At 67.4% G+C, this 16,961-nt stretch carries 15 protein-coding genes; 10 read left to right on the forward strand and 5 right to left on the reverse strand.

What is annotated here, in order from left to right:
- Positions 1–233 precede the first annotated feature (233 nt).
- Positions 234–425 carry a hypothetical protein gene (locus tag FIV02_RS17405; protein ID WP_013716575.1) on the forward strand — a complete coding sequence of 64 codons (192 nt, stop codon included), beginning with the start codon at positions 234–236 and terminating at the stop codon, positions 423–425.
- 44 nt (positions 426–469) lie between these two features.
- Here the strand turns inward: FIV02_RS17405 and FIV02_RS17410 are convergent, their stop codons facing one another.
- The gene (locus FIV02_RS17410; RefSeq protein WP_152489334.1) at positions 470–1,612 is read right to left on the reverse strand and encodes a PQQ-dependent sugar dehydrogenase; all 1,143 of its coding nucleotides are present in this window, start codon (positions 1,610–1,612) and stop codon (positions 470–472) included.
- An 87-nt stretch (positions 1,613–1,699) separates the two neighbouring features.
- On the reverse strand, positions 1,700–2,425 hold the full coding sequence (locus FIV02_RS17415) for an ABC transporter substrate-binding protein (protein ID WP_152489335.1): 726 nt from the start codon (positions 2,423–2,425) through the stop codon (positions 1,700–1,702).
- Between the two features lie 147 nt (positions 2,426–2,572).
- Between FIV02_RS17415 and FIV02_RS17420 the strand changes: the two genes are divergently transcribed.
- A complete protein-coding gene (locus FIV02_RS17420; protein WP_152489336.1) occupies positions 2,573–3,550 on the forward strand; it encodes a zinc-dependent alcohol dehydrogenase family protein in 978 nt (325 codons plus the stop codon).
- A 76-nt stretch (positions 3,551–3,626) separates the two neighbouring features.
- Here the strand turns inward: FIV02_RS17420 and FIV02_RS17425 are convergent, their stop codons facing one another.
- Positions 3,627–4,955, reverse strand: coding sequence for an MFS transporter (locus FIV02_RS17425; RefSeq protein WP_152489337.1), 1,329 nt, complete (start codon positions 4,953–4,955; stop codon positions 3,627–3,629).
- A 276-nt stretch (positions 4,956–5,231) separates the two neighbouring features.
- On the opposite strand from FIV02_RS17425, the gene FIV02_RS17430 reads away from it, so the two are divergent.
- Together FIV02_RS17430 and FIV02_RS17435 are read left to right on the forward strand one after the other, a co-directional pair.
- Entirely contained in the window at positions 5,232–7,403 is a 2,172-nt protein-coding gene (locus FIV02_RS17430) for a hypothetical protein (RefSeq protein WP_134677130.1), read from the forward strand.
- Positions 7,404–7,468: 65 nt separating this feature from the next.
- On the forward strand, positions 7,469–9,649 hold the full coding sequence (locus FIV02_RS17435; RefSeq protein ID WP_150605984.1) for a bifunctional diguanylate cyclase/phosphodiesterase: 2,181 nt from the start codon (positions 7,469–7,471) through the stop codon (positions 9,647–9,649).
- Between the two features lie 376 nt (positions 9,650–10,025).
- Here FIV02_RS17435 and FIV02_RS17440 read toward each other — a convergent pair whose 3' ends face one another.
- Both FIV02_RS17440 and FIV02_RS17445 read right to left on the reverse strand, forming a co-directional pair.
- Complete coding sequence (locus FIV02_RS17440) at positions 10,026–10,805, reverse strand: hydroxypyruvate isomerase family protein (protein WP_152489338.1); 780 nt, start codon at positions 10,803–10,805, stop codon at positions 10,026–10,028.
- Positions 10,802–11,692, reverse strand: a complete 891-nt coding sequence (locus tag FIV02_RS17445; RefSeq protein WP_047586187.1) for an NAD(P)-dependent oxidoreductase — start codon at positions 11,690–11,692, stop codon at positions 10,802–10,804. Before FIV02_RS17445 ends, FIV02_RS17440 begins: the two co-directional genes overlap by 4 nt.
- Positions 11,693–11,821: 129 nt before the next feature.
- On the opposite strand from FIV02_RS17445, the gene FIV02_RS17450 reads away from it, so the two are divergent.
- The 6 genes from FIV02_RS17450 (at position 11,822) to imuA (ending at position 16,958) form a co-directional block, all read left to right on the forward strand.
- Positions 11,822–12,673, forward strand: a complete 852-nt coding sequence (locus FIV02_RS17450) for a putative selenate ABC transporter substrate-binding protein (protein WP_047586185.1) — start codon at positions 11,822–11,824, stop codon at positions 12,671–12,673.
- Positions 12,670–13,470, forward strand: a complete 801-nt coding sequence (locus FIV02_RS17455; RefSeq protein ID WP_037056115.1) for a phosphonate ABC transporter ATP-binding protein — start codon at positions 12,670–12,672, stop codon at positions 13,468–13,470. Before FIV02_RS17450 ends, FIV02_RS17455 begins: the two co-directional genes overlap by 4 nt.
- Entirely contained in the window at positions 13,464–14,291 is an 828-nt protein-coding gene (locus FIV02_RS17460) for an ABC transporter permease (protein WP_047586323.1), read from the forward strand. Before FIV02_RS17455 ends, FIV02_RS17460 begins: the two co-directional genes overlap by 7 nt.
- The gene (gene phnE, locus FIV02_RS17465) at positions 14,288–15,052 is read left to right on the forward strand and encodes a phosphonate ABC transporter, permease protein PhnE (protein ID WP_152489339.1); all 765 of its coding nucleotides are present in this window, start codon (positions 14,288–14,290) and stop codon (positions 15,050–15,052) included. The genes FIV02_RS17460 and phnE overlap by 4 nt, the downstream gene beginning before the upstream one ends.
- A gap of 143 nt (positions 15,053–15,195) precedes the next feature.
- A complete protein-coding gene (locus FIV02_RS17470) occupies positions 15,196–16,224 on the forward strand; it encodes a diguanylate cyclase (protein ID WP_152489340.1) in 1,029 nt (342 codons plus the stop codon).
- A 116-nt stretch (positions 16,225–16,340) separates the two neighbouring features.
- Positions 16,341–16,958, forward strand: a complete 618-nt coding sequence (imuA, locus tag FIV02_RS17475) for a translesion DNA synthesis-associated protein ImuA (RefSeq protein WP_134677123.1) — start codon at positions 16,341–16,343, stop codon at positions 16,956–16,958.
- Positions 16,959–16,961: the final 3 nt, after the last annotated feature.

A 16,961-nucleotide genomic window follows, 5' to 3' on the forward strand; every position in this document is an offset into this window, starting at 1 on the left:
ACCTCGCTAAAACAGCCGGCCATTCTACCCGAGTTCGCGGCTCTCCGGGCCTGCCGTGCAGTCATTCGACAGCCGGTCACCGTGTGGCCTAAGTCGCTGGAAAACAAGCCATTAAAGGCGGTGAACAGGGGCCTGCAAGGGCCTTGCACAGGTGACTGATTGGCGATTAACCCAGCAGAATGGGGCTGATTGAGGCATAATGGCCGGCCGCCCATCGAAAAGAGATCAAGGTCATGGCCACCCTTCGCGTCAAGTCGTCCGCCAGCAAAGTCAGCAAGCCGGCTCCAGCAGTGGAAACCCGCGAGTCCATCGAGGCGCAGATTGCCGCCTTCCTGCAGGGCGGTGGCGAGATCCAGCAGATCGCCAAGGGTGTAAGCGGTCAGACCTACGGCGGCACTCGCCAGATCACCATCAGCAAGAAGTGATCGTTCGCGGGTGCGCCTCGCGCACCCGACACCCTTCCCCCGCCTTATTCGCTCGCCAGCCCCAGGCGCAGCAGACGCCCCTGCGGCGCATCCGTCAGCACGTAGAGATAGCCGTCCGGCCCTTGCCGCACGTCGCGTATCCGTGCGTTGAGTGACTCCAGCAAGCGCTCCTCGCGCACGACCCTGTTGCCATCGAGATGCAGGCGAATCAGCGCCTGGCCGGACAGCGCGCCAATGAACAGGCTGTGCTGCCACGCCGCGAAGCGCTCGCCCGAATAGAACGCCATGCCGCTGATGGCCGGCGACTTCTCCCAGACATGCAGGGGTGGTTCGGTGCCTTCCAGGGTTTTGCCCCGGGCCTCGGGAATCGGCAGCATCGAGTAGTTGATGCCATGCGTCGCCAGTGGCCAGCCATAGTTCTTGCCGGCCTCGGGGATGTTGATCTCGTCGCCGCCGCGCGGGCCGTGCTCGTGGGTCCACACGCGGCCGCTCCAGGGGTTGAGCGCCGCCCCCTGCTGGTTGCGATGGCCATAGGACCAGATCTCGCCGCGGGCGCCGGCACGCTCGACGAAGGGGTTGTCCTCGGGGATGCGTCCGTCCGGGTAGATGCGCACCAGCTTGCCCTGCAGCTTGTCCAGCGCCTGCGCAGTGGGGCGGTCGTTGTTGTCGCCCAGGGCGATGAACAGGTGGCCCTGCTGGTCGAACACCAGGCGCGAGCCGAAGTGCATGCCAGTGGACAGCTTGGGCTGCTGGCGGAAGATCACCGTGAAGTTCTCCAGCGCGCGGCTGTCGGCGGACAGCCGTCCGCGCCCGACCGCGGTGCCCGCCGCACCGTCACCGGCTTCGGCGTAGGACAGGTAGACGAGGCGATCCTCGGCGAAGTCGGGTGACAGCACCACATCGAGCAGCCCGCCCTGGCCCACGGCGAACACGCCGGGCACCCCACGCAGCGGCGGCGACAGCTCCCCCGTGGCGCTGACTCGCCGCAGCATCCCCGGCCGCTCGCTGACCAGGAACCCCTGGCCATCCGGGAGCACGGCGACGGCCCAGGGATTGCGCAGGCCCTCGGCGACGGTAACGACATTCACGGGCCCCAGTTCTGAGGGCAGCTGGCGCTCCTCGGCAAGGCCGGGCTGGCTGCCGAACAGGGCGAGCAAGGCGAAGGTGGCGAGCGACTTGAGCGGCATCCTGGCGTCTCCATGCAGGTGGCGAGCGAGGCGTCATAGTGCAACAGCCCCTGTCCGCCGGCAGCCGCGCAACAGTTTCCTCAGATTTCAGTCCGCCAGGTAGCGCTGCTCGATGCGCTGGTATTCGCCGGACTCGCGCAGTTTGCGCAGGCCCTCGTCGAAGCGCTGGCGCTGTCGATCCAGGCGGAAGCCGACCCGGTACGGCGTGGGTGGGAATATCTCGAACCAGGACAGCGCCTGCGTCACATCGACCTGGTCGGCCACCTCGCGATTGAAGTAGCGGAGGATGCGCTTGTCGCCCACCACCACGTCCACACGGCCGCTGTAGAGCAGGCGGTTGCGGTTGATCTGCAGGGCCTCCTCGCGGTAGCGCGGGTTGTTCAGGGCCATGCGCTCGAACTCGGGGCCCAGCAGCAGCCGCGCACGCTGGAAGGCGCTGACCGAGTAGTTGCCGAGGTCGGCGATGTGCTCGATGCGATAGCCGCGCCTGGCCAGGGCCACCGCCACGTTGTGGTAATAGATGTAGGTCTGCGAATAGTAGGCCTTCACGCCACTGCGCTGGTGGGTGGTGGCGATCGCGTCGATCTCGCCACGGCGCAGCATCAGGTGCAGGCGCTCCATCGGCGCATAGTAGACGGTGACCTCGAAGCCGGCGTTCTGCGCCGCGCGCTCGATCAACTCGTACTCCAGTCCACGCCGCTCGCCCTCGTAGATGTAAGGCGGCTTGTGCGTTCCGAAGCCAACGTGCAGCACGTCTGCCGGCGCCGTCAGGCTCAGGCATGCCAGTGCCGCTGCTACCCACCATCTGAACATCACGGTCCCCGCTGTCGGTCCAGCTGAGCATAGACGGCTCGCGGGAGTCATCACCAGAGTGGATGCAGGTCGATTCACTCCGTTGTGCACTATCGCGACTAGACTGGCTCCACGCATTTCTGCGCCTGCCTTCTGGAGACCCTGACCATGCTCAAAGCCGAATACCAACAGCGCGGCCCGGTGCCGCAAGACGTCATCAGCGCGGTTGCCCTGCAACTGCCGGAGCCTGCTGCCGGGCAGGTGCGCGTCAAGGTGCTGGCGGCGCCGATCAACCCCTCCGACGTGCTCACGCTGACCGGCGCCTACGGCATGCTGCCGCCGCTGCCTGCTGTCGGCGGCAACGAAGGGGTCGGCAAGGTCGAGGCACTCGGCGCCGGCGTCAGCCAGTTCAAGGTTGGCCAGACCGTGCTCCTGCCGGTCGGCAGCGGCACCTGGGTCAGCGCCATGAATGCCCCGGCGGACAAGCTGATCCCCCTGCCGGACGCCGATCCGCTGCAACTGGCCATGCTCACCGTCAACCCGCCGACCGCCTCGCTGCTGCTCAGCGAGTTCGTCGACCTCAAGCCGGGTGACTGGGTCATCCAGAACGCCGCCAACTCCGGCGTTGGCAGCTACCTGATCCAGCTGGCCAAGCTGCGCGACTTCAAGACCATCAACGTGGTGCGCCGCGAGTCGGCGGTCGCCGGCGTGGAGGCCGAAGGCGCCGATCTGGTGCTGGTGGACGGGCCGGACCTGGCCAAGCGCGTGCGTGCGGCCACCGGCGGTGCCGAGGTGCGCCTGGGTATCGATGCGGTCGGCGGCGTCAGCACCGACAACCTGGCTGCCGTCCTGGCCAACGGTGGCGTGCTGGTGAACTACGGCATGATGAGCGGCCAGGCCTGCCAGGTGTCGCCGGCCTCGTTCGTGTTCCGTGACGTGACGTTGCGCGGCTTCTGGCTGGCCAAGTGGTTCCAGCAGGCCAGCCCGGCGCAGCAGATGAAGGTGTTCGGCGAACTGGTGCAGCTGATCGCCAGCGGCAAGCTGAAGACCCGTGTCGCGGCGACCTACGACCTTGAACACATCAAGGATGCCGTGGCCGCAGCCGCCAGCGGCGAGCGGGACGGCAAGATCCTCCTGGTGCCCTGAGGCATCCGGCGACAGCCCTGCATGGCGCATCCACGGATGCGCCAGTCTGCCGGGTGCGCTGCGCGCAGCTTCTGCCTCAGGCCGGCACCGCCCCGCCCAGGCCCTCGCGCATGCGCACGGCGTCCGTCTGGAAGCAGCGCGCAGCCTGCAGCAATGCCAGCAGCGTCAGCAGCAGCGCCACCGGGATCAGCAACATCGCATCATGCAGGCCGACGGCCTTGAAGGCCTCGGTCATCTCGCTGGCGCCAGCGGCCTGCATCGCCGCCTGCGCGTAGTGATCCGACAGCCAGCCCACCGCCAGTGGCCCCAGCCCCCCGCCCAGCAGGTACAGGCCGGCGAAGAACAGCGCCATGGCCGTGGCACGCAGACGCGGCTCGATCACATCCTGGATCGCCGTGTAGACGCAGGTGTAGAAGTTGTAGGAAAACAGCCAGCCGAGGCTGAACACCGCGACGAACAGCGCCGTATCGATGCGTCCCGCAGTCAGCGCCCACGCGCTGCAGAGGCAGGCCACCAGCATGCTCAGCGCGGCGAACAACAGACGGCCATTGGCCCAGCGCTGGTGCACCTTGTCCGCCACCCAGCCGCCCAGTGTCAGGCCGACCAGCCCGGTCAGCCCGACGATCACCCCGGTGGCCATTGCCGCCTGCTGCAGGCCCAGGCCGAAATAGCGCTGCAGCATCGGCACCATGAAGGCATTGCAGGCATAGGCGGCGAAATTGAACGCCAGCCCCGCCAGCACCAGCCACCAGAAGGTGCGGATCGCCAGCACCTTGCGCAGCGGTTGCTGCACCGCGGCGCTGCTGACCGGCATGCTTTCCGCAGCGCCCCGCGCCGGCTCGCGGATGAAGAACAGGAACAGCGCGAGAATCAGCCCCGGCAGCGCCGCGATGAGAAACGGCGCCCGCCAGCTGCCGAACGCCTGCACCATCGCGCCGATGCTGAAGAACGCCAGCAGCAGGCCCAGTGGCAGGCCGAGCATGAAGATGCCCATGGCCCGTGCGCGCTTGTGCGCGGGGAACAGATCGCCGATCAGCGAGTTGGCCGCCGGGGCGTAGCTGGCCTCGCCGATGCCGACGCCCATGCGGATCAGCAGGAAGCTCCAGAAATTCCAGGCCATGCCGTTGAGCGCCGTCAGGCCGCTCCAGGCCGCCAGGCCCCAGCCCATGATCTTGCGCCGGGCGCCGGTGTCGGCCATGCGTCCGAGCGGGACGCCGGCCAGCGCGTAGACGATGGTGAAGGCGGTACCGATCAGGCCGAGCTGCAGGTCGCTCAGGCCCCACTCCAGGCGGATCGGCTCGATGATGATGGCGGGAATGGTGCGATCGAAGAAGTTGAACAGGTTGGCCAGGAAGAGCAGGAACAGAATGCGCCAGGCATTCGCGGCTTGCGGATTGGGCTGCACGGCAAGGTCTCCATGTTGTTGTCCGCGTGCGGCCTACTGCGGTGGCGCCTACCTTGGCAGCACCGACCGAACGCTGAGTGATGCGCAATCTAGAGGCTTTGCCTGGCTTTGTCTGCGACCATTCGCTTGATTTATGCAGATCGATGGGGGCGACGGCCAACCAGCGCCAATATCCGGCCGAACAACGCAAAGTGTTTTTTTCCGTGCTAGAACCAATGGGACTGGTCATTTCATGGCCAATGGCCAACATCCCACTGACTCGCCGGACTGTCGCTGATGAAAACTAAAAAAGACGCCGTAGCCCCCGCCAAGGAAGCCACCCTGGCCGATCTCGCCGACACCCTGCTGGCGCCATCCGCGCTGGCGGTGCAAAGCGACACTGGCGAGCAGTACCTGTACTTCACCGAACGCGACATCGAGCGCATCCTCGACAACCTCGATGGCCTGCGCAACATGGTGTTCCCCTTGGGCGAGCCACTGGACGACAGCGAGTCGAGTCGCATCCAGCAGTTCCCCTCGGTGTGCCTGATCGGCCTGGGGCGCTGCGGCTCGAACATCGCCCTGGACGTCGCCTCGCTGGTCTACAACGCCCGCCAGTTCTACCTGGAGGAGTTTCACAGCGAAGCCACGGCGGCCATCGAGCAGGCCTCCCGTCCCAGCCGCTGGATTCGCAGCAACCTGCTGCGCGCGCCGAGCAAGAGCAGCAAGCCGGTGTTCCTGATCGAGCCGCTGGTGATGCTCGGCGACCTGGACAAGGACATCGCCGGGCGCATCCGTTTCTCGCGCAAGGGCGAGATGAGCGGCTTTCTCGACGACTACAGCAAGATGAAGATCATGGACCTGTCCGAGGTGCATGCCGGTGGGGCCGGCAACGCGCCGATCCTCGGCCAGTACCTGGCCAAGATCATCCTCAACAAGGACACCCAGCGTTTCTCCAACGAAGACTGGAAGTTCATCCACAGCTACCTGATCGACTCCTGCGGCATCAAGGCCAACCAGTCGCGGCTGTACTTCTATATCTTCAGCGCCGGCGGCGGTACCGGCTCCGGCATGGCCTCGGAGTTCGGCCTGGCGCAGCAGTTCGCCTACATGAGCAAGACCTTCGACAGCAAGGCACCGGAGGACGCCGAGACGGAGCGCGATCGTGGCTTCGTCTTCGAGCCGATCTTCACCAGCGGCATCTGCATCCTGCCGAACATCTCCGACCAGCGCAGCGAGATGTCCGAGGCCCTGCACATCAACGCCGGGCGCCTGCTCTGCAAGTACCTGGCCGAGGAGTGGGACTTCTCCTACAACTTCGACAACGAGCAGAACAGCGCCGAGAGCGTGATGCGCCGCATCCGTCCGTGGAACGCCATGATGCTGATTTCCAACGACATCATGCGCTACGCCGAGGAAAGCGGTGACGGCAGCATCCACAACATCGACGTGACCGCCATGGAGCGCCACGCCAACCAGTACATCTCGCAGCAGATCTTCAACATCCTCACCGCCCAGGCGGTGACCAGCGACTACGACCAGAACTACTTCCGCCGCGCCGGCATCGACATCGGCGAGACCATCCGCCTCGATGCCAACGACCTGTTCATGAGCCTGGCAGGCCCGGTGGCCGTGGCCTACGCAGAATCCGTGGTGCCCGAGCAGCACGCCCAGCTATCGGAGAAATTCCGCGTGCTGGACAAGGAGCAGCACCCACCCCGGCTGAACATCGACGACCTGTTCTTCCGCTCCATCGACCTGCCGCATTTCAACAAGGTCACCCAGGCCATCGAGGGCATCAGCCTGCTGCCGATCGAATCCAAGCGCTACCGCCAGGCCCTCGAGCAGTACAAGGCCAGCGGCTACGACGCGGCGCAACTGAGTGACCTGCACTTCTTCAAGAACTGCTCGTCGGTGGTGTCCATCGTCTCCCTGCCCAAGGACTACAAGCTGTCCTACATGGACCTGAACCGGCTCAAGACCCACCTCAACAACCTCTTCCCCAACACCACGCTCAAGCGCTATGCGCTGGTGATCGGCGCCTCGGCCAACCTCTCGCTGACCACCCTGATCGTCAAGAGCCCCTGCCTGTCGGACGATTTCCTGACCCTGATCGTCGCCTACATCAAGCGCTGCTTCGCCCGCGACCAGTACCGCTTCGACGACAGCCTGGACGACGCCATGCTCGACTTCATCGTCGCCGAGCGCTTCAACGAGGCGCAGCTCGACGCCATGCTCAACGAACACGAGGACCCGGCGAAGATCCTCGACACCAACTGGTACGCGATCAAGCCGATGTACGAGAAGAAGTACCGCGAGCTGATCCACGATGCCGAGAAGTTCGTCTCGATCAACGACATCCGCCTGTCGCGCGAGAGCGTCAAGCAGGCGATCAAGTACCTGCGCGAGATCTACCGCCATCGCATCGGCAAGACCCGGGTGATCTCGCTCAACGACTACGGCAAGTAGGCCGTAACGGCGAGCCTGTGCTTCACTGAACCGGGCACGCATACCGCAGGCAAGCGGGGGTGGTAATGGAAGGACTCTCGATCAGGTTCCTCAGTGACCTGCCCGTTCAGGGGCAGCTCCTGCTGGACTGCAGCCATGACCCCTGGCTGGTGCTGCTGTCGTACGTCATCGCCACCATCGGCAGCCTCAGCACGCTGACCATCACCAAGCACCTGGAGCAGGTTCACAGGCGCAGCATGCGCCTGATCTGGGGCCTGGTCGGCGGGCTGTGCCTGGCGGGCGGCATCTGGTCCATGCATTTCATCGGCATGCTGGCGTTCCAGGCCCCGGTGGTCATCCACTACCACCTGGCCACCACCGCACTGTCGCTGCTGGTGGCGCTGGCCGCCGCCCTGCTCGCGCTCTACTGCATGAGCATGGCGCAGGCCGGCCTGGGCCGGCAGTTGCTGGCGGCCCTGATCATCGGCCTGGGCATCACTGCCATGCACTACAGCGGCATGGCCGCCATCCGCTCGCCGGCGCACGCCTACTACCATGGCGGCCTGTTCAGCCTGTCCATCCTCATCGCCATCAGCGCCAGCTTCGCGGCGCTGCTGATCGACCGCTACGTGCGTGTCGGCTCGCCCAGACAACAGCGCTGGATGCGCTGCTGTGCAGCCCTGGTGATGGGCGCGGCCATCGCCGCCATGCACTACACCGGCATGGCGGCGCTCAACCTCGTGGTGCCGGATGGCACGCCCCTGCAGTTGCGCAGTGCCGACAACAGCCTGCAGCTGGGGCTGATCGTCGCCTCGATCACCCTGCTGATCCTGGGCCTGAGCCTGGCGGCCGCGTGGATCGGGCACAAGCTGGATGACAAGGACCGCGACCTGCAACGGGTGAACAGCCTGCTGGTGCAGCTCGACCAGGCCAAGGCTTCGCTGGAACAGGTGGCGCACTACGACCCCCTGACCGAGCTGCTCAACCGCCGAGGCTTCAACCGGGTCTTCGCCGCCGCCCTCGAGGAGCATGCGGTGACCAACCGCAGCCTGGCGGTGATGTTCCTCGACGTCGATCACTTCAAGCGCATCAACGACAGCCTCGGCCACGATGCCGGTGACGAGCTGCTGCGCATGGTCGCGCAGCGCATCCGCCTGGCGCTGCGCGAGCGTGACATCATCGCCCGCTTCGGTGGCGACGAGTTCTGCGTGGTCGCCAGCCTCGACAGCAATGCCGACCCGCGTGCCCTGGCCAATCGCATGCTGGAGCAGATGAAAGAGCCGATCAGCCTGGCCGGGCGCAAGATCGTGATGACCACCAGCGTCGGCATCAGCCTGTTCCCGCAGGACGGCAGCAATGCCGACGAGCTGCTCAAGCATGCCGACCTGGCGCTGTACCAGTCCAAGGGCAGCGGCCGCAACGTGGTGCACTTCTTCAACCCGCACCTCAAGCAGAAGGCCTCCTTCGAGCTGCAACTGGAGGAAGACCTGCGCCTGGCCCTGCAGCAGGACAGCGGCCTGCTGCTCTACTACCAGCCGATCATCGACCTGCGCAGTGGCGCGCTGAGCAAGCTGGAAGCGCTGGTGCGCTGGCACCACCCGCAGCACGGCCTGCTCACGCCGGACCGCTTCATCGCCATCGCCGAAGCCAATGGCTTCATCGACCTGCTCGACCACTGGGTGCTGCGCAGCGCCTGCCTGGACCTCAACAACCTCGAGCACATGGGGTATTCCGGCCTGAAGATCGCGGTCAACTGCTCGGCACTCAACCTGGGCACCGACCAGTTGCCTGGCCGCATCGAACAGCTGCTGCGTTCGACTCACTGCCCGGCCCATTGCCTGGAACTGGAGGTCACCGAGAGCGCGCTGCTGAGCAACATCAACCGGGCCATCGGCCTGCTGGAAAGCATCCGGGCGCTGGGCTTGAGCCTGTCCATCGACGACTTCGGCACCGGCTATTCATCCCTTGCCTACCTGCGCCGCCTGCCGCTGGACACGCTGAAGATCGATCGCTCGTTCATCCAGGACGTGGTCAACTCCAGTCCGGACCGCGAGATAGTCCACGCCATCATCGCCATGGCCCACGCCCTGCACCTGAAGGTGGTCGCCGAAGGCGTGGAAACCGTCGAACAACTGGCCTTCCTGCAGGAACGCGGCTGCGATCAGGTGCAGGGCTACCTGTTCAGCAAACCGGTGCCCCTGGCCGAGATCATCTCGCTGTTCCCGCCGCACTATCGGCCGCTGGAGCGGGTAGCGAGCGGCTCCTGAGCCCTCACGCCCAGGGCCAACGCTCGCCGCTGAAGCGCCTCCCACAAGCAGCCATGCAAACCCGTAGGAGCGGCTTCAGCCGCGATCCGGCCACCTCGCCCTCAAGCCCTGAACACCTGCAACCCGCTCATACCGGCCTCGCATCGGCCAACGCTCGCCGCTGCAGCGCCTCCCACAAGCAGCTGTGCCCCCCGTAGGAGCGGCTTCAGCCGCGAAACGTACACCTCACGCCAGCGAACGTAGGGTGGATCACGCTTCACCGATCCACCGTTGCGGTGGACGTGAAAAGCGACGTCCACCCTACATTCCCGGATTTCATCTGGGCTACGGGGCGGGTCGTAGGAGCGGCTTCAGCCGCGATCCAGCCACCTCGCCCTCAAGCCCTGAACGCCGGCAACCAACCCAGGCTGGCCTGCGTACCCGCTTCTCCCGGCTTGTACTCGGCGCCCAGCCAGCCGTCATAGCCGCTGTCACGCAGCGCGCTCAGCAACGGCGGGAAGGCCAGTTCCCCGCTACCCGGCGCCCCCCGCCCCGGCACATCGGCGAACTGCACATGGCCGATACGCCCGGCCAGCAGGCGCACGCCGGCGGCGACGTCCAGCCCCTGCCGGGCCATGTGGTAAAGGTCGTACTGCGCCGCCAGATTGGGGTGATCCACCGCGCGCAGCAGCTCGTCCAGGTGCTCCGGCGTGTTGATCAGGAAGCCCGGCATGTCGATGGGGTTGATCGCCTCCACCAGCACCCGGATGCCCAGCACGGCGAATGCCTCGGCACTCTTGCGCAGGTTGGCGGCCAGGCAGTCCAGCGCCTGCTCGCGGCTCACGCCCTCGGCCAGGCGCCCCGGCAGCACGTTGACGCACGCCGGGCGGACCATGGCCGCGTAGCTCAGCGCCTCCTGCAGGGCGGCGTCGAACTCGGCCTGGCGCGCAGGCACGCCGGCCAGGCCCGGGCCGCCGCTCATCAGGTCGCCTGCCGGAACGTTGATCAGCAGCAGCGGCAAGCCGCTGAGCGCCAGCACCTCTTTCAGGGCGATGGCCGGCAGTTCGTAGGGGAACTGGATTTCCACGCCGTCGAACCCTTCACGCATCGCCGCCAGCACACGCTCGCGCAGCGGCAACTCGGTGAACAGCATGGACAGGTTGGCGGCGATCTTCATGGGCATTGCTCCCGCAGCAGCTCCACCAGCGTGGCCGGGTCGCGCTCGAGAAAGCCCTGGCTGCCGTGCAGGCGCATCAGTTGCGCCGCCAGGCCGCTCATGGGCGTGGCGCCGCCCTGCTCGCGCGACAGCTTCACCGCCGTGTCGAGATCCTTGAGCAGCGTGCGCACGTGCCACTTGATCGGTTCGAACTGGCTGGCCGCCATCTGCGGCGCCAGGATCTGCAGCGGCTTGGAATCGGCGAAACCGCCCGCCAGGGCCGGCGCGATCTGGCTGGCATCGACCCCGGAGCGTTCGGCCAGCGCCACCACCTCGGCGATCACCAGCGCGTTGCAGGCCACGATCATCTGGTTGCACACCTTGGTCACCTGCCCGGCACCGACGTCGCCCATGCGCGTCAGGCGCTGGCCCAGGTGCGCCAGGATCGGCCGCACCCGCTCCACGTCCTCGTCGCGACCGCCGGCCATGATCGCCAGGCTACCGGCCTCGGCGCCAGGCGTGCCGCCGGACACCGGCGCGTCGACCCAACGCATGCCGCTGCGCGCTTCCAGCTCGGCGGCCATCTCCCGCGTGGCGGCCGGGTCCAGGCTGGAGAAGTCCACCAGCAGCTGGCCCGGGCGCGCGCCCTCGACTATCCCGCCGGGGCCGAACACCACCTCGCGCACCACCTCGGTATTGGCCAGGCAGAGCATCACCACGCTGGCATCGCGGCACAGCTCCGCCGGGTTCTCCACCCGATGCGCCCCCAGCTCCAGCAGCGGCGCGCATTTGTCCGGCGAGCGGTTCCACAGGGTCAGCGGGTAGCCGGCAGCGAGCAGGCGGCGGGTCATCGGCAGGCCCATCAGGCCAATGCCGGCAAAAGCCAGGGCGGGCAGCGTTGCAGTCATCGATCAACTCCAGGCAGTTCGTATCCAGCGCGCATCTTAACCCCGCAGTCAGCGCGCGCGTGCTGCAAGCGCGTCGTTCGGCCACTATACTGCGCACGCCTTCCCCGCTATTGAACCGGAGAATCCGTCATGTTCAAGCAAACCCTGGCGCTCGCCGCCGGCATCGCCCTGTCCGTATCTGCAGTATTCGCGCACGCCGCCGACGTCCTCAAGGTCTCGGCCATCCCCGACGAAGCCCCCACCGAGCTGCTGCGCAAGTTCAAGCCGCTGGGTGCCTACCTGGAGCAGGAACTGGGCATGAAGGTGGAGTTCGTGCCGGTGGCCGACTACGCCGCCGTGGTCGAAGCGCTGGCGGCCGACCGCATCGACATGGCCTGGCTGGGTGGCTTCACCTTCGTCCAGGCGCGCCTGAAAACCGGGAACGCTGTGCCGCTGGTACAGCGTGAACAGGATGCCGAGTTCACCAGCAAGTTCATCACCTCCGACCCGGCGGTGAAGTCGCTGCAGGACCTCAAGGGCAAGACCTTCGCCTTCGGTTCCGTGTCCTCCACCTCCGGCAGCCTGATGCCGCGCTACTTCATGCTGCAGGACGGCATCAAGCCGGAAGACTTCTTCAGCCGCGTGGCCTACTCCGGCGCCCACGACGCCACCGCTGCCTGGGTCCAGGCCGGCAAGGCCGACGCGGGCGTGCTCAACGCCTCGGTGTGGCAGAAGCTGGTCGACGCCGGCAAGGTCGACACCGACAAGGTCAAGGTCTTCGCCACCACCCCGACCTACTACGACTACAACTGGACCGTGCGCGGCAACCTCGACGCCGACCTGCAGGCGAAGATCAAGGCCGCCTTCCTCGCCCTCGACCCGGCCAAGCCGGAGCAGAAGGCGATTCTCGACCTGCAGGCCGCCAGCCGCTTCATCGAGACCCAGCCCGCCAACTACGAAGGCATCGAAGAGGCCGCTCGCGCCGCCGGCCTGTTGAAGTGAGTGTCACGCTGCGTGGCGTGGGCCTGGCCCACGCCAACGGCAAGGTCGCGCTCGAGGCCATCGATCTGCACATCGCCCCCGGCGAGCGGGTGGCCATCATCGGTCCCTCCGGGGCCGGCAAGACCACTCTGCTGCGCCTGCTGGCCACCAGCCTGCAACCCACGCGCGGCACGCTCGACCTGCTGCAACACGATCCCTGGCGCCTGGCTGCCGGCCAGCGCCAGCGCCTGCGCGCGCGCATCGGTCTGATCCACCAGGCGCCGCCGTTGCCACCGCGCCAGCGCGTGGTCACCGCCGTACTGGCCGGCAAGCTCGGCCAGTGGCCCCTGGCCAAGGGCCTGCTCAACCTGCTCTACCCGCTGGATGCCTCCGGCGCCCAGGCGGCCCTGGCGCGCCTGGACATCGCCGACAAGCTCTACCAGCGCTGCGACCAGCTCTCCGGTGGCCAGCTGCAGCGCGTCGGCATCGCCCGCGTGCTGTACCAGGCGCCGGAGCTGATCCTCGCCGACGAGCCCGTCTCGGCCATGGACCCGGTGCTGGCCGGGCACACCCTGGCCGTGCTCAACCGCGAGGCCGCCGAGCGCGGCATGACCCTGCTCGCCAGCCTGCATGCCGTCGACCTGGCCCTGGCGCACTTCCCACGGGTGATCGGCATTCGCGACGGACGCATCGCCTTCGACCTGCCGGCCGCCGACGTGCAGCCCGCACAGCTGCAGGCGCTGTACGCCAACGAGCAGCTGCAGGCCTCGCCCAGCCTGCCCGTGCAGGCGCAGCCGGTGCACATCCCGCGATGCTGACAACCGCCCCACGCGACCCTGCCGCCCTGCCACGGCTGCTGATCACGCTACTGGCGCTGCTCCTGCTGTGGCCGGGCATCGACCTCAGCGAGCTGAACCTGGCCGTGCTGGTGGAGGGCGACAACACCCGCGCCATGGGCAACTTCCTCGCCGGCTTCTGGCCGCCCGCGCATGATGCCGAGTTCCTCGCCCTGCTCGGCCGCGCCACCCTGGAAACCCTGGCCATCGCCACCGCCGGCATGAGCCTGGCGCTGCTGATCGCCATTCCCGCCTCGCTGCTGGCCAGCCGCGCGCTGTCGCTGTCGGCGCTGCACCGAGGCGGCCGCCCGGCCTGGTGGGCCCGCCTGGCGCGCTGGCCGGTGCGCGGTTTGCTGATCTTCCTGCGCAGCGTGCCGGAGATCGTCTGGGCGCTGCTGTTCGTGCGCGCCGTCGGCCTCGGCCCCACCGCCGGGGTGCTGGCCATCGCCATCACCTACGCCGGCATGCTCGGCAAGGTCTACGCGGAAATCTTCGAGTCGGTCGATGCCCGCCCCGCCCGCGCCCTGCTCGGCGCCGGCAGCAGCCGCCTGGCAGCCTTCGCCTATGGCGTGCTGCCCAATGCCGCTGGCGAGATGCTCTCCTACACCGTGTACCGCTGGGAGTGCGCGATTCGCGCCTCGGTGGTGATGGGCTTCGTCGGCGCCGGCGGCCTGGGCCAGCAGATCGACCTGTCGCTGCGCATGTTCGCGGGCGGCGAAGTAGCCAGCATGCTGCTCACCTTCCTGCTGCTGGTGCTGCTCGCCGACCAGCTCAGCCGCCTGCTGCGCGCGAGGCTGACATGAGAAGCGGCAACCTGATCCTGCTCCTCGCTCTTCTCGGCGCGGTGGTTGCCTCATTCATCTACCTGGGCATCGACCTCGGCGCGCTGGTGGCCGGCGACAGCCTGGCGCAGATGGGCCAGTACGCCAGTGGCTTCCTGCATCCGGACTTCTCCGCCGCGCACCTGCAGGCCATTGGCCGTGGCGCGCTGGAAACCCTGGCCATGTCCGCCATCGGCACCCTGCTCGCCGCCCTGCTCGGCCTGGCCCTGGCCCTACCGGCTGCCGGCCGCTTCGGTGGCCTTGCCCTGCACGCCACGCGCCTGCTGCTCAACGCCCTGCGTGCCATTCCCGAGCTGGTGTGGGCGGCGCTGATGGTGCTGGCCGCCGGCCTCGGCCCCAATGCCGGCACCCTGGCCCTGGCCCTGCACACCGCCGGCGTGCTTGGCCGGCTGTTCGCCGAAGCGCTGGAAAACACCCCGCGCGAGCCCGCCGACGCCATCCGCGAGAACGGCGGCGGCCGCCTGCTCGCCTTCTGCTACGGCACCCTGCCGGGGGTCTGGCCGCAACTGGTGGCCTACAGCCTGTACCGCTGGGAGAACAACATCCGCATGGCCAGCGTGCTCGGCTTCGTCGGCGCCGGTGGCCTGGGGCAGATGCTCTACATGTCCCTCAGCCTGTTCCAGGAGGCCCAGGCGGCCACGGTGATTCTCGCCATGCTGCTGCTGGTGCTGGCGGTCGATGCGCTGAGCGGCTGGGCACGCCAGCGCTGGGTCAGTGCCTGAACGCCACATCGCGCACATGGCCGAATGCCACTGGACGTACGACGAGCGGCCTCGTAATGTGGCCCGGCACGGCGACGGCGTCGCCGCGCTGACCCGACGCCTGTGCGCCGGGCGCTCCAGCAACGGCCAGGAAGCCTTCAGCGATGCCCTCAGACAACCCTCATAAACGCGAGGCCCGCCCCGAGTTCTGGCAACTGTCCATGCGCTGCTGCCAGTTGGCCGCCTGCGTGGACGTCGCCTTCCTGTTCATCTTCCTCGGCCTCGGCTCCCCGATCCTCGGCTGGGTGAACGTGATCAGCGTGGCCATGTACGTCTACGCCTATCGCGCCTTCAAGCAGCGGCGCAATCGCCTGGCGGTGATGCTGATCCGCATCGAAGTGCTGGTGCACGCGGGGCTGGGCACGCTGATGGTCGGCTGGGAGAGTGGCTTTCACTACTACCTGCTGATGTTCATCCCGGCGCTGTTCGTCAGCATGCGGGCACGCAGCGCCTGGATACTCGCCATCTGCCTGTGGGCCTACTACGTCGGGCTGGACGTCCTGATGTGGTACCTGCCACCGCTGCAGCCGATCTCGTCGAACGCCCTGCTGGCCGTGCATGTCTTCAACCTGACGGTGGTGTTCTGCATGTTCAGCTACCTGGCGCTGTTCTACGTGGTCACCGTGACCCGCGCGCACAAGAAGCTGGCACGCATGGCCACCACCGACCCGCTGACCGGGCTGTTCAACCGCCGCCACCTGATCAGCCTGGCCGAGAAGGTGCAGCAGCCGGCCGAGATGACCCTGATGCTGATGGACATCGACCACTTCAAGGCGATCAACGACGCCTACGGGCACGACATGGGCGACCAGGTACTCAAAGCCGTGAGCCGCGTGCTCAAGGACTCGATGCGCGAGCAGGACTTCATCGGTCGCTGGGGAGGCGAGGAATTCCTCGCGCTGCTGCCGCACACCGACCTGGACCAGGCAGCGGCCAGCGCCGAGCGCATTCGCGAGGCCGTCCAGGCGCTGCGGATCGACGGCAACGGCAGCCACATCGGCGTGACCCTGTCGATCGGCATCAGCCAGCACCACGCCGGACAATCGCTCAGCCACAGCATCGCCCGCGCGGATGCCGCGCTCTACGAAGGCAAATCGGCCGGACGTAACCGGGTCGAGCGGGCGCCCTCCTGAGTCCGCGAGCGGCGCCCCCGGGCAGCGAGCTGCACGCTTCATCGCCCGCGACTTGACCCTGGCCAGCCGGAAGCAAATACTGTTCATACATACAGTATTCTTGGTGCATTACCCGCATGTCATCCGTGGTCGCTCTCGATCGCCTGCTCGATGCCCGCCGTGTCTGGCGCGGGCAGGTCGTCTCCGCCCCTTCACCGTCCAATCCGTCGACGGGTCATGCCGTGCTGGATGCCGCACTCCCGGGTGGCGGCTGGCCGGCTGCGGCGCTCAGCGAAGTGCTGACGGCCGCCACCGGCATCGGCGAACTGCGCCTGCTGTGGCCGACCCTGGCGCGCCTCACCCAGGCGAATGAGCGCGTGGTGCTGGTGGCTCCGCCCCACCTGCCCTATCCCCAGGCCTGGCAGGATGCCGGCATCGACCTGCGCCACCTGAGCATCATCCGCGCCCAGGCACGCGATGCCCTCTGGGCCGCCGAGCAGTGCCTGCGCTCGGGCAGTTGCGGCGCCGTGCTGTGCTGGCTGCGTCAGGCCGACGACCGCGCGCTGCGCCGCCTGCAGGTGGCCGCCGCGACCGGGCAGACCCTGGCCTTTGCCTATCGCCCGCTCGAGGAAGCCGCAAACCCTTCGCCAGCGGCGCTGCGCCTGGCCGTGGAGAGCCAGCCGGCGCGCATTCGCGTGCTCAAGTGCCGTGGCGGCCTCGCCCCTGCACGCCCCATCGCCGCCCCCTGGCACTGAGGC

Source organism: Pseudomonas sp. THAF187a (assembly GCF_009363395.1).
Lineage (GTDB): Bacteria > Pseudomonadota > Gammaproteobacteria > Pseudomonadales > Pseudomonadaceae > Aquipseudomonas > Aquipseudomonas khazarica.